11 protein-coding genes and 1 pseudogene are annotated in these 14,333 nt (G+C 39.4%); 3 read left to right on the forward strand and 9 right to left on the reverse strand.

The window, feature by feature from the left end; translation table 11 throughout:
- Positions 1-83 precede the first annotated feature (83 nt).
- Positions 84-563, forward strand: a complete 480-nt coding sequence (locus F948_RS05415) for a CHAP domain-containing protein (protein WP_004960871.1) — start codon at positions 84-86, stop codon at positions 561-563.
- A gap of 14 nt (positions 564-577) precedes the next feature.
- Here the strand turns inward: F948_RS05415 and F948_RS05420 are convergent, their stop codons facing one another.
- From F948_RS05420 to F948_RS05450, 7 genes are all read right to left on the reverse strand, one after another.
- Positions 578-1,399 (reverse strand): tRNA threonylcarbamoyladenosine dehydratase, encoded by an 822-nt coding sequence (locus F948_RS05420; RefSeq protein ID WP_004960873.1) that lies wholly within the window; start codon positions 1,397-1,399, stop codon positions 578-580.
- A 60-nt stretch (positions 1,400-1,459) separates the two neighbouring features.
- On the reverse strand, positions 1,460-2,647 hold the full coding sequence (locus F948_RS05425) for an MFS transporter (protein WP_171057526.1): 1,188 nt from the start codon (positions 2,645-2,647) through the stop codon (positions 1,460-1,462).
- 108 nt (positions 2,648-2,755) lie between these two features.
- Complete coding sequence (gene acnA / locus F948_RS05430; protein ID WP_004960879.1) at positions 2,756-5,512, reverse strand: aconitate hydratase AcnA; 2,757 nt, start codon at positions 5,510-5,512, stop codon at positions 2,756-2,758.
- 124 nt (positions 5,513-5,636) lie between these two features.
- Positions 5,637-6,452, reverse strand: a complete 816-nt coding sequence (locus tag F948_RS05435) for a TatD family hydrolase (RefSeq protein ID WP_004960884.1) — start codon at positions 6,450-6,452, stop codon at positions 5,637-5,639.
- Complete coding sequence (locus F948_RS05440) at positions 6,452-7,360, reverse strand: RsiV family protein (RefSeq protein WP_004960886.1); 909 nt, start codon at positions 7,358-7,360, stop codon at positions 6,452-6,454. Before F948_RS05440 ends, F948_RS05435 begins: the two co-directional genes overlap by 1 nt.
- A 120-nt stretch (positions 7,361-7,480) precedes the next feature.
- Entirely contained in the window at positions 7,481-8,308 is an 828-nt protein-coding gene (locus tag F948_RS05445) for a hypothetical protein (protein WP_004960887.1), read from the reverse strand.
- Positions 8,309-8,427: 119 nt separating this feature from the next.
- Positions 8,428-10,020: a peptide chain release factor 3 gene (locus tag F948_RS05450; RefSeq protein ID WP_004906585.1), complete on the reverse strand. Its 1,593-nt coding sequence runs from the start codon at positions 10,018-10,020 to the stop codon at positions 8,428-8,430.
- A 346-nt stretch (positions 10,021-10,366) separates the two neighbouring features.
- On the opposite strand from F948_RS05450, the gene F948_RS05455 reads away from it, so the two are divergent.
- Both F948_RS05455 and F948_RS05460 read left to right on the forward strand, forming a co-directional pair.
- Positions 10,367-10,753: a carboxymuconolactone decarboxylase family protein gene (locus F948_RS05455; protein WP_004960891.1), complete on the forward strand. Its 387-nt coding sequence runs from the start codon at positions 10,367-10,369 to the stop codon at positions 10,751-10,753.
- A 191-nt stretch (positions 10,754-10,944) separates the two neighbouring features.
- Positions 10,945-12,473 (forward strand): annotated as a pseudogene (locus tag F948_RS05460) (hypothetical protein).
- Positions 12,474-12,576: 103 nt separating this feature from the next.
- Here F948_RS05460 and arsH read toward each other — a convergent pair.
- On the reverse strand, positions 12,577-13,281 hold the full coding sequence (gene arsH, locus F948_RS05465) for an arsenical resistance protein ArsH (protein WP_005403676.1): 705 nt from the start codon (positions 13,279-13,281) through the stop codon (positions 12,577-12,579).
- A 5-nt stretch (positions 13,282-13,286) separates the two neighbouring features.
- Complete coding sequence (gene arsB / locus F948_RS05470; protein WP_004960899.1) at positions 13,287-14,327, reverse strand: ACR3 family arsenite efflux transporter; 1,041 nt, start codon at positions 14,325-14,327, stop codon at positions 13,287-13,289.
- Positions 14,328-14,333: the final 6 nt, after the last annotated feature.

Below are 14,333 nucleotides of genomic sequence, written 5' to 3' on the forward strand. Positions count from 1 at the left end.
TTTTGAGATTTATCGCTTACTATGTGCCGCGTACAGATTCTGGCACACGTTCAGTTGTTTTGAAAATGCGGTAGAGATTTACAATGATTTATGATGTTCCCTCAGTTGACCACAGCATGATGCACCCACCTGCACAACAGTTGGTCATCCCTTATCGAGAAATGCCAAAACCAGCATTAATACACACAATTGATGTCGACAAATTTTCTCAAAAGCTCACCAAACGAGCATCTTATCGAAGTTCATCTCAATGTGCTAAATTCGTTAGAATTGCATTGCAATCCGCAGGAGCTAAAATTGTTCAGCATCCTGTAGCAGCATCGGATTGGGGACGTACTCTTCAACAAATTGGCTATCAAAAAATCAAACCAGAGTTTAACAACCCGCAACCTGGCGATATCTATATTATCCATCGCACTAAAAAACATCGTTATGGACATATTGCAGGCTTTACAGGTTCACAATGGGTCTCAGACTTCAAGCAAACCAGTTATGATGTTTATAAAGACCCTAACGTGACTTATAGCTATTACCGTTTAGCACCGCAATACCCGCAAGTTTAAATTTTAGGGCTTTCCTAAGCCCTCGTCTTATCGAGTTTTTTCAGTACTTCAGCCACAGCAACCATTGCAAAACTCGATGTTACTACAACCGCCGAACCATAACCGCCACAGCGCAGTCCTGAGCCTGGATTAAACAAAGCACCGCTTTGTCCAGGCGCAAGATGAGGGCTCTGCCCGAGTGACGTAGGACAGACATCAGCACTTGAAAACGGATTGTCAATAGAATAGACGCAAGTTATTCCAAATTTTTCTTTTGGCTTTTTGCAAATACCTTTTGAACGAAGTTGAGCACGTAACTTAGCAAGCATTGGATCTTGTTCTGTTTTCGATAAGTCTGCAACGCGTATTTTAAGTGGATCAAGCTTACCACCAGCTCCACCAGACACGATTAACGGAATCTTGTTAAAACGACAATGTAGCATTAACGCCAGCTTGGCTTTGACATCATCAATACAATCTAAAATGATATCAGGAACGGGATCTAGAACTTCTTTGACATTCTCAGGTGTCAAATAGTCATCAATTACATTCACTTTAATACGTGGATTGATCTGTCTGCAACGCTCTGCCATGACTTCAATTTTTTCTTGTCCTAAAGTAGAAGTCATCGCAGGCAATTGACGATTGATATTTGATGCAGCAACGACATCCATATCCACTAAAGTTAGCTCACCAATTCCTGAACGAGCGAGAGCTTCCACTGCCCAACTGCCTACACCACCTATACCAATCACCATGATATGACTAGTTTCATAATGACTAAATGAACTTTCTCCATAAATTTTAGCCACACCAGCGAAACGGCGGTCATATTCATCATTTTGGAGATCAGTCATCGTAAAAATTCTACAGCTAAGAGTTAAGCAGCTATTTTAGCGTGTTTATCCAAATTTAGGCTACATTGATGATACTTGTGCATGCTGTCGACGACTCAAACCAATCAAGACTAAAAGCACAACAAAGGTGAGTGAAAGCGCCAATAAATTTGCATTATTCCATCCCAGACTAGTGAGGATTGGTGCAGGTAAAAAAGCACCTAAAGTGGCGAATAATGCAATCACCGTTTCATTGATTCCTTGAACACGATGCTTTTGTTGTTCTTCCAATCCAGCCAATAATGTCGAAGCACCAGAATAAGCAAAGTTCCATCCCACACCTAAAACAATCAAAGCGATATTAATAAAGATACCTGCTTGTCCCATCATCGGTATAAATGCAGACAACATTAATAAAATAAAACCCGTATAAATAATCGTATGGGTTCCCCAACGTTGAATTAGCTTTGACACAAAGAATGATGGGACAAACATTGCCAAAACATGCAACTGAATTGAAATTGATGCGTAATGAAAAGAGTGATGCTCTTTTAAATGCAAAGACGACATAATCATCATCACATTCATAATATAGTATGCAAGTGCTCCACTAATAATCGCAGCAACAACCAGATGCTTTGACATTTTTACTCGATTCAGCGATTCAACCTTTGGCTGTGGAGTTTGTTGTAATTTGTGTTTTGAATGCCATATATACAAAATCGGCGATAACAACAAAGCCAATCCGCAGAAGATCAAATAAATTGCTGTGAAATCTGGCAATCCCTTCACTTTCTGAAATTGAATGGCTAATACAGGTGCGATTACAGCTGCCACTACACCACCTGAAATCACCAATGCAGTCGCTTTGGGGATTAATTCAGATGACAAACGATCAGATGCTGCAAAACGATAAAAACTCGCTGTAGATAGAAAAAGCCCAAGCGAAAAATGTGTAAGACACAGCAGCCAAAAATCTTGTTTTAATAAGGCTTGATATCCCAAAAAACCAGCGGCAAATAAGCAGAGTACACCAAACTGAAATACTACATGGCGCCCCCATCGTTTCATCAGAAATGAAAAAATAAAGGTTGTTAATAGCATCGCCAAAAATTGCAAACCATATGGAACTGTCGCTAAAGCCTGCGTAGGTGCAAGCTTTAAACCGACGATAGCAGAAACCGTAACCGACAATACTGCGGCAATTAGATTGAATGCTTGTGCAATGAGTAGGTAATACACATATTTAGGTAACTGATTCAACGCTATCGTTCCATGAGATTTAACTCAAATACCATACTGCTAAAACATTTAAACTCAAATAAAAAGATGAAAATCTAATTTTCATCTTTTTATTGATTCATAATCCATTTGAAATTAAGCAGCAATTAAATTTCGAAGCACGTAATGCAAAATACCACCTGCTTTGAAATACTCCACTTCATTTAAGGTATCAATACGACATAACACTTTAAATTGGTCTTGGCTACCATCTTCGCGCATCACACTCACATCTAAAGTTTGATGGGGTTGAATATCATCAGATAAACCATGAATAGAAATTACTTCACGTCCTGTTAGATGTAGAGTTTGACGAGTCTGCCCATCAACAAACTGTAACGGCAACACCCCCATACCAACTAAATTCGAACGATGGATACGCTCAAAACTTTCGGCTATCACCGCTTTAATCCCAAGAAGATTAGTTCCTTTTGCAGCCCAATCACGAGATGAACCTGTACCGTACTCTTTACCTGCAATAATCACTAATGGCGTTTTATCCTGCTGATAACGCATCGATGCATCATAAATTGCCAATTTCTCATTGCTTGGGATATAAATCGTATTTCCTCCTTCCTCACCACCGAGCATTTCATTTTTGATACGGATATTGGCAAACGTACCTCGCATCATCACTTCATGATTACCGCGTCGTGAACCATAAGAGTTAAAGTCTTTTGCATCTACGCCCTGCTCTTGCAAATAGCGTCCAGCTGGACTGTCTTTTTTAATATTCCCCGCTGGTGATATGTGATCAGTCGTCACCGAATCGCCAAGTACAGCCAAAATCCGTGCTTGCTCAATATTGGTAATTTTTGGTGGAGCTTGGCTAATCGTTTCGAAGAATGGTGGATGGCGAATATAAGTCGAGTCACTTTGCCATGCATAGGTTTGACTTTGTGGAATTTGAATCGCCTGCCATGTTTCATCTCCATCAAATACCGCCGCATATTCTTTATGGAACATGTCAGTGTTTACTTTTTGCAGCACCTGATCAATTTCTGCCTGACTTGGCCAAATGTCTTTTAAGTAAATATCTTCGCCATTGTTACCTTGCCCAATCGGTTGAGTGGTGAGATCAGTACGGATATTTCCTGCTAAACCATAAGCAACAACCAAAGGTGGTGATGCAAGCCAATTGGTTTTGACTAAAGGATGTACCCGCCCTTCAAAATTTCGATTACCAGAAAGTACAGAAGCGACATTTAAATCCTGACATTGAATGGCCTCCTCAACAGCTTCAGGCAGTGGCCCAGAGTTCCCAATACATGTGGTACAGCCATAACCCACTAGATTATAGCCAAGCTGATCCAAGTACGGCGTTAAACCAGCCGCAGCTAAGTAATCTGTGACAACTTTAGAACCGGGTGCAAGTGAGCTTTTTACCCATGGTTTACGCTGTAAGCCTTTTTCTACAGCTTTCTTTGCTAATAAACCTGCGGCAAGCATCACGCTTGGATTGGATGTATTGGTACAAGAAGTAATTGCAGAAATCACGACATCACCATGATTTAACTGAAAGCTTTGACCTTCCAATGTACAAGTTGGACTGTCATGAGGGAGATTGGCTTGTTTAGCGGCAACCGCAGTTCCACCACCACCTTCATTTTCTAAGTTTTCTTTCGCTTCTTTAGCAGGCTTTAACGTGAGTTCCATCAGCGCATTAAAGGTTTTTGGAACATCTGAAAGTAAAACTCGATCTTGAGGTCGTTTAGGACCCGCCAAACTCGCTTGCACCGTACTCATATCGAGACTCAATGTATCTGTAAAAATCGGTTCATCACCTGCATTTCTCCATAAACCTTGTTCTTTGCTATAAGCTTCAACCAAGTCAATACGATCTTGTTGACGACCTGTCAGTGCCAAATATCCGAGTGTGACCTCGTCTACTGGAAAGAAACCACAAGTTGCACCATATTCAGGTGCCATATTGGCAATCGTCGCTCGGTCAGCTAAAGGTAAATCAGCTAGACCATCTCCATAAAACTCAACAAACTTCCCTACGACGCCCTTTTGACGCAACATTTGAGTAATGGTCAGCACTAAATCTGTAGCAGTGATTCCTTCATTTAGCTTGCCAGTCAATTTAAATCCAATCACTTCTGGAATTAACATCGACACAGGTTGTCCTAACATTGCAGCTTCAGCTTCAATACCACCAACACCCCATCCCAAAACACCTAAGCCATTAATCATCGTGGTATGAGAGTCTGTTCCAACCAATGTATCAGGAAAGGCAAATATCTCACCTTCATCGTCACCTAACCAAACCGCTTGAGCCAAATACTCCAAATTGACTTGGTGACAGATACCTGTACCTGGTGGGACGACGCTGAAATTGTTAAATGCAGATTGCCCCCAACGGAGGAATTGATAACGCTCACCGTTACGCTGCATCTCGATTTCAACATTTTCCGCAAAGGCATTTTCATCTGCAAAATGATCGACCATCACGGAGTGGTCAATTACCAAATCCACAGGAGATAAAGGATTAATTCGATTTGGATCACCGCCTGCTTGTGCCATTGCAGCTCGCATCGCGGCTAAGTCAACTACAGCAGGTACGCCTGTAAAATCTTGCATCAGTACACGCGCTGGACGATATTGAATTTCTTGCTCTGAAGATTTCGTTTTTTGCCAATCTACTAGAGCTTGTATATGCTCCACTTTTACACTTTTTTGATCTTCAAATCGCAATAAATTCTCCAGTAAAACCTTGAGGGATTTCGGTAATCTATCGATATTACCAAGCGTTTGAGCGGCATTAGACAAACTAAAAATTTGATAAGATTTGGAAGCGACAGTTAAGGTTTTTAATGCATTAAAACTATTGATTTTGCTATATCTGGCCATTAGGTTACCCTCCCAGCATTGGCGAGTTTGATTATTATCAAGTTGTCTATTTAATGTACCCTTGTTTTAAAATGCTTATGTTCCCTTTTAGTTATCTTATTATTGGGAATGCTTTCTTATTCTTCTAAAAATCCAGATGTAGAGCGACCAAAGAGTTTTTCCACAATTGTTGTGCCAGTGTTTCTGTCGATAGTCCAAGCTTTTGTGCCAAACTCTCTAACACATAAGGCAAATTCATAGGTGTGTTTCGAGTACGCTGTTCTGTAGAGGTCTGACAGCATAGCGGTGTCATATCTGGACAATCAGTTTCAATCACCAAATGTTCAGCACCTATCACCTGCACAACTTGATGTAATTTTTTTGCGTTCGGATTAGTAATTTGCCCAGTTATACCAATTTTAAAACCGAGTTTGATCAGCGCTTTAGCTTCCTCAACGCCACCACTAAAAGCATGGGCTATACCACCAAATTTGAATTTTTGTGCTTTTAAAATAGCTAGGCTTTCCGCGTGAGCTTTGCGGATATGCAATAACACTGGTTTTTGATAGTAAGTTGCCAACTCTAGTTGAGCATTAAAATAGTGTTGTTGTTTGGCAAACAATTCAGGTTGTTTATGTTCTTTTAAAAAAGTATCTAAACCAATTTCCCCGACTGCAACACAGTCATATTGTTGTAAGACCTGTTCGAGTCGATGTAGATGGGATGACTGATGCTGTTCAATATAAAATGGATGTAAGCCTGGAGCTAAATAGGATTGCGGGACATTTTCCCACGCTTTTAATTGTTGGTGAGTTTGAATAAGTTCATCAAACCGAGATTCAACAAAACCAATCAGTACTAAAGCTTCGACCCCAACCTGCTTTGCCTGAATAGCCAGTTGTTGCCGATCATGATCAAAATCGGCAACATCAAAATGGGTATGAGTATCGAAAAGTTGCATTAAAACGTACTTTTGTCAGTTGCGACGACAGTAGAAGCCGCTGGCGTCTCAACTTTTGGCAAATACTCAGGTTTCAATACACCCTGTAATTGATCAAAAGGAATCACCAAACGTGGCAGCCCGACCACATAAGGACCAATTTCATATTCTCCATATTGCAAGATCAAACCTTGCTCACCCAAAAAGTAATTGTCTGTTACTTGGAATGGCCATGCCTGTTCATATTCATCAGCTGTATTGGCAAGTTTTGAATCAATCACCCATGTTTTAAACGCTTCATGTGCAAGCTTATCAAGTTTTGCTTTTTGCTTAGGTAAAAGCAAATCATTGAGCTGAACTTGTTTTTGGTTTTTCAAATCAAAATTATAGTAACGTTGAGCCGTAGAACCATGTGCACCACCCAAGTAACTACTACTGTTCAAAACTACAGTTGCCAATGTGCCTTTGGACTGCAAAATCTTAGGTTTAATCATCAAACTAATTTGATGGCTACTACTTAATGCTTTCAATTCTTCATCGATTTTAATAAAAGCATTTGCATATTGCTGAGCTTGAACATCTAAATGATTGGTTTGCTCACTGCCTTGCGCTGTAGATGAAGCCTGATCTGCATCAACGATTTCTAACATTTTACTGAGTTGATCTAAAATTTCTTGATCAAGTAATTGGTCTATAAATGGAAAATTACTTTGCAGGCGTTCAACCGTAAAATCTGGACATGTGTTGCCGTTACATTCAGGCAAAGTCACCGCTAGTTTTACCGTTTCACCACGTAGAACAGGCTCTGAGGTCTGATTCACAACTGGATCTTGTGGCTTATCTTCTGGCTCTTTAGGTTCTGATTTTGGTTGACATGCTGCAAGTAAAACAGCACATGCAAGAATGCTATATTGAAAAACTTTTTTCATCTAAAACCTACAAGCATTGTTATGACACAAGAGAATTTAAATGCTATCGAACTTATGCCAAATTCGCCATAAGTACATGCAATTTCTATACGAAAATCAGTGCTGAGTATTTAACAACTGCTAAAACATTTGCTGATATATTTCAGGCTGTAACATCTGTTTACTTTGTTCTGTCGTTAAATAAATATCAAGTTGTGGCGCATCTTTACTGATTTGATTCGCTCGGTAATGCAAACCAATCCCCTCGCCATCAAAGAACCAATCTGATTGACCCCAATATAATTTTTTAGGGATTTGTTTTTTAACTTCGTCAGACTGCTTTTCAATCCATTTTTGATAATGAGTTTGAACGATCTCATTCATCGCATTTTGCTGATTTTTTTGAATCACATCGAGGACGGTTAAATTCTTCTGCAACTTACGATCAGCGACAAAAAAGTAATAACGATCTTTGACCGCAATATCTTCTTGTTTAGTATCTACACCAATCTGTAACAGTACATACTGATTACGTTGTGAAGCAATACGCGTATTCATGCGCAATTCATAGGTCTTATTTTTAGAATATTTTTCCTGCCACTCATCTGACTTTTTAACATAGGCATTAATCGCCTGCTGCAATGTCAAATTCTGATTTTGTTCAATTTGTTGCTGGATGACGTTGGCTTGATTCTTTGCAATCCATGTATTTAGCCAATCATCTTGCGTTTTAATCGTTTGAATATCGAGATCAATACAATTCTTCTTTTCACAAAAAGGCAATGCATACTCAGCCTTTGCTTCCTTCATATTTAAATAAGGTAAAACTTCTGCTTTTTCTAAATTTGTAGTTTGTTGTTCAGTCTTGTCTGCTGATCCAGGTTCATTCTTTTTGGGTTGATCACATGCCGTTAAAGCCATCACACTAACAATCAAACTAGCGCCAAGAAATGGTTTTAAAATATTCATATCGTTCATCCCTTTATTTTTTTAATTCCTCCCTTTTTAAAGAGAGAAGTATCACAAACTCAAATCTATAAAACTTGTGACAAAGTCCCTCTTATCGAAAGAGGGACTTAGAAAGACTTTTAGTGTTCACGTGTGTTACGGAACTGGATATCAGGCCAACGCTCTTGCATTAACTGTAAATTAACACGGCTTGGTGCAAGATAAGTTAAATGACCACCACCATCAACTGACAATTGATCATGCGCTTTTTTCTTAAATTCATTGAGAATCTTTTCATCATCACAATGAATCCAACGCACGGTATGAACACTTACAGGCTCATAAATACAGTCAACTTTATATTCCTCTTTCAATCGGTATGCGACCACATCAAACTGTAGCACCCCAACTGCACCAACAATCAGATCGTTACTGATTTGTGGCATGAACACCTGAGTCGCCCCTTCTTCAGACAACTCTTTCAAACCTTTCTGCAATTGCTTAGATTTTAAAGGATCACGTAAACGAACACGGCGGAACATCTCTGGTGCAAAGTGTGGAATACCCGTGAAATGAAGTTTTTCACCGCTGGTAAAGGTATCACCGATCTGGATGGTACCGTGGTTATGCAAACCGATAATATCACCAGGCCAAGCTTCTTCAAGATGTTCGCGCTCACCTGCAAGGAAGGTTAATGCATCACTAATACGTACATCTTTACCTATACGCACATGATTCATTTTTAAACCTTTTTCATATTTACCTGAACAAATACGCATAAAGGCAATACGGTCACGGTGTTTCGGATCCATATTGGCTTGGATTTTAAATACAAAGCCTGTAAATCCTTCTTCGTTGGCATCTACAGTTCGCTCTTGAGTTGGATGCGCTTTAGGTTCTGGTGCCCAATTGATAAATGCATCAAGCACATGATCAACAGCAAAGTTACCTAATGCTGTACCAAAAAGTACTGGCGTTTGTTTACCTTGTAAGAATAATTCACGATCCAGCGGCTCATTTGCCATTTGAACCAATTCGAGCGATTCCTCGAAAGAAGCCCACGCCAACTCACCAACTTTCTCACGAATGTCTGCATGATCATAACCATCACGTACTTCAATGTCCGTAATAGTTGAACCGAAACCAGCTTTATAAACATACAATTTGTTTTCAAGCAAATTGTAAACTCCAGCAAAGTCACGTCCCATACCTAAAGGCCATGTAATTGGTACACAACGAATATTGAGGACATTTTCAATTTCATCCAGTAATTCTAACGGCTCGCGGATTTCGCGGTCCATTTTGTTCACAAATGAAATGATCGGTGTATCGCGCATACGACACACTTCCATCAATTTAATGGTTCGTTCTTCGACACCTTTCGCACCATCGATCACCATGAGTGCTGAGTCCACTGCAGTCAAAGTACGATATGTATCTTCCGAGAAGTCTTCGTGTCCTGGTGTATCCAGTAAGTTAATCGTATGGTTTTTATAAGGGAACTGCATCACAGACGTGGTAATCGAGATTCCACGTTCTTTTTCCATTTCCATCCAGTCAGATGTCGCTGAACGGTCTGACTTACGGCTTTTGACCATACCCGCAACCTGAATGGCTTTACCCCATAACAACAGTTTCTCAGTCATGGTGGTCTTACCCGCATCGGGGTGGGAAATGATCGCAAATGTGCGTCGTTGGGCAACTTGTGCCGCTAATTCATCTTTAAAACTCATGAGAAAAATCTTCAATATGTACACAGTTATGTACACATTGCTTAATATGTACCTTAACTGAAAAAGTGAGAATTCAAAATTGGCGCAATTGTAGCAGATTTAGAAGACTTGTTTATTGATTGTTGATAGGTCTTGTTTTATCCACAAGTTCGATTGTTTTTTAGACATAAAAACTTCTCAACAGTATTTCCATTAACGAATCAAGTTCAATATTAATTCCCTTAAACATTGAGTGAGAACAACTCAATTCAAAATGGGCTATTTTAAGATTGATATAAAACTGGTTACTATACGTGCATATTTATGGATAACTGCAATAATTTCTTATCTCTATACGAGTCAAAACATGTCACAACAAGATTATGAAAATGGACTAAAAGTTCGCACTGAAGTTATGGGTGAAAGCTTTGTCAAACGTGCTCAAGACAACACTGTTCCTTTTACTCAACCACTCCAAGATTGGATTAATGAACATGCTTGGGGATCAACTTGGCAACGTGAAGGTGTATTGCCACGTAAATACCGCTCATTGGTCACCATTGCATTTTTAACTGCACTCAAAAGCCCAACTGAGCTAAAAGGTCATATTCGTGGTGCTTTAAACAATGGGGCGAGTGTTGAAGAGATACAAGAAGTCTTATTGCATAGCCTTCCATACTGTGGCGCTCCAGCGACGCAAGAGGCATTTCGTGCTGCGCTCGAAGTGATCAATGAATATCAATCTAACACTTAAGATTCATATCATTTAATCTCGCTCTAAAAAGAATGCCGAATAACCTAGATTCGGCATTCTTATATCCTAAATCCCACTAAATTACGTCCAATATCAATCAAATACGCCTCCAATTTCATTAATAAACTTTTTGCCATCATCTTTAGGGTCTGAACTTATTAACATGTTCGAAATGATGCCGAATATTTTAGATGAAATGGAGTACAACATTGAGCAAGAAAATAGAACCCCATCATGATGGTATACAATTTCCAATTCAATCAGGAAAAAAACTCCGAGCACCACTCACACAGCAAAACAAATTCTAAAAGCCGCACTACAAAGTGTAAACTCCCCTTATGTTTTACAACTAAATAATGAGAAGAACTGGAGAAAAAATTATCCAATTTATTTCCATGAATTAGTTAAAACGGGTATTGAATCTGTCAACAATCCCCTTCCCATCGCTCAGAAAGGATTAGACAAAGCCAAAGAGTTATTCACTTTCAATCGAGCAGAACAAAGTCATACTTTGTCTGATGCAATGATCAAGATTAAGGATCAACCCTTTGAGCAGTTCATCTTGAAAGGTAAAGGCGATGCGACGATAGAACCGTGGTTTATCCCTTATCAAGGTCAGAAATTACAAGGTGACGCTTTACTACAACAAATCGATCTTTGGGAGCAGCAAAAGGTCATTGAGCCAACGCATGCCAAAGCTCTACGCTTACTCAATCAACATCCTGAATGGTTTGATTTATCTAATCGCACCATGGTGTTGTTTGGCGCAGGTTCTGAAGCTGGACCATTAAGTTGGTTAGCAAAATGGCGCGCCAATATTGTTGCTATTGATTTACCTCAACCCAAAATTTGGGAAAAAATTACTAAAGTCATAGAACAAGGTAATGCAATGCTTATCGCTCCACAACACACAAACGCAAATGGAACACAACAACTCGGGACGAATTTACTCACTCAAACTCCAGAAATTGCAAATTGGTTAAATAGCTTTGAACAAAGCTTAGATTTAGCAGGGATCGCCTATTTAGATGGCGAAAAACATGTGCGTGTTTCTATGGCAATGATTAGTATCATGGAGCAAGTGAGCCAACATAAACCTGATAGCAGTATTATGTTTATGCTGACCCCAACCGATATTTATGCGATTCCCAAAACAGTGGTGAATTCCATTCAATCTCGTATAAAACAGCGTCCTGTAGCCGAAAAAATTCTGACCAAATCTATTCACAAAATTTCGCTATCTAACTTTTTTAAGCCGAATTTCAATCAGTTGATTGAATGTGATAATGGTCAGCAATATGGTATTTCAGATTGTATGGTGATTGAACAAGGGCCTAACTATGCCTTGGCAAAACGATTACAGCAATGGTTTGCGATTACTACACGAGCTCGTGGTCATAAAACGGTGATTAATATTGCTCCATCCACTACAACTCACTCTGTCGTAAAGAATCCAATCCTCAAAGCCGCTTTTTCTGGTGCTGATTTATTTAAAGTTGAGACTTTTAGTCCTGAAACCACCAATGCAATTATGGCCGCTTTATGGGTTCATGATTTAAATAATCCAGAAAGTGCAACCAATCCTAAAAAAGAATTAGATCATCCACTTGATCTCATCATGGAAAATGCTAATCACGGCGGTTTGTGGCACGTTCCATATCTTGCTAGAACAGCATTACCATTTGCAGCAGCTTATGGTTGGATGAGAGAAAAGTTTTAACTCATAAAAGAATGCATTAAATTTAAAAAAACGAACCGCTCAATTGAAATGAGCAGTTCGTTTTAAAAATTCATCACATCACAAACATCGAATAAAGTTGATTTTACAAACTTCTTTGGTTCACACGTTTAGACAACTCTTCAGCTGATTCTTTGCGTTCAGAATAACGATCTGTCAAATACTTGCTTTGTCCTCGTGTAAGAAGTGTAAATTTATAAAGCTCTTCCATCACATCAACAATTCGATCGTAATATGCAGAAGGTTTCATACGCCCATCTTCTTCAAACTCTAAAAATGCTTTTGGAATAGAAGATTGGTTCGGTATGGTAATCATCCGCATCCAACGACCAAGTATGCGCATTTGATTTACACTGTTAAATGACTGTGATCCACCACTGACCTGCATCAGAGCAAGCGTTTTACCTTGCGTCGCACGAATCGCACCGCCCGCGAGAGGAATCCAATCAATTTGTGACTTAAAGATTGAACTCATCGAACCGTGGCGTTCAGGTGAACACCAAACCATACCTTCAGCCCAAGCCAATAATTCATGTAGCTCTTTCACTTTCGGATGTTCAGTATCTGCATCTTCTGGCAGAGGCAACCCTTTAGGATGAAAAATTTTAACCTCAGCACCAAATTGCTCTAAGATTCTCCCAGCTTCCATCACAGCTAAGCGACTGTAAGAACGTTCACGATTAGAACCATACAACAATAAAACTCTTGGAGCATGGTCTAACGCTTTTGCCTGTACTTTCTCTAAAGTAGGCTGATCAAGCAGACTCATATCAATATTTGGAAGACTCATCACCATTACACCGATTTAAAATACTTTTTTCTTAACCACAAGGACACACTAACTAAAGCAATCAATACAGGAACTTCAACCAAAGGGCCGATCACTGTAGTGAATGCCACTGGCGAAGCTAATCCAAATGTTGCAATAGCGACAGCTAACGCCAATTCAAAATTGTTGCCTGCTGCAGTAAACGAAATTGCAGTGGTTTTAGGATAGTCATTGCCCATCCATTTGCTCATAAAGAAACTAATGAAGAACATCACCACAAAGTAAATCGTCAGAGGAATTGCAATACGGATTACATCCAAAGGTAAGCTGACAACATCACTACCTTTCAAACTAAACATCGCGACAATTGTGAAAAGTAAAGCAAGCAGACTCAAAGGACTAATTTTTGGTAAAAAAACAGTTTGATACCAATCTAAGCCTTTAGCTCGGACGAGAATCAATCGTGTCATAAAACCAAGAAAAAATGGAATCCCAAGATAAACCAATACCGCATGCGTAATGGTCCAGAAGTCGACATTAATGACTTGTCCTGCAATGCCAAAATACGGTGGCAAGAAAGTTAGAAATAACCACGCATAAGTACTGAAGAATAGAATTTGGAAGATACTATTAAATGCAACAAGTGCTGCTACATATTGGTTATCACCACAGGCTAAACCATTCCAAACTAAAACCATTGCAATACAACGTGCCAAACCGATCAAAATCAGCCCAGTCATGTATTCAGGATAATTATGTAAAAACACAATTGCGAGTACAAACATTAATACTGGAGCAATCAACCAGTTTTGCACCAAAGATAAAGTTAAGGTTTTTTTATCTTTGAACACTTCAGGCAAAGCAGCATAATCCACTTTTGCCAAAGGTGGATACATCATCAAAATCAAACCAATCGCGATAGGAATATTGACGGAGTCGACACTCATTTTATCGAGCGTTACCGAAGCCTGAGGGAAAAATACACCGATGGCTATTCCTAGTGCCATGGCAATAAAAATCCAAAGCGTAAGATTACGATCTAGAAAAGATAACCTTTGTTGAGCCATGATGTT

This window comes from Acinetobacter junii CIP 64.5 (assembly GCF_000368765.1).
In the GTDB taxonomy this organism is placed as follows: domain Bacteria; phylum Pseudomonadota; class Gammaproteobacteria; order Pseudomonadales; family Moraxellaceae; genus Acinetobacter; species Acinetobacter junii.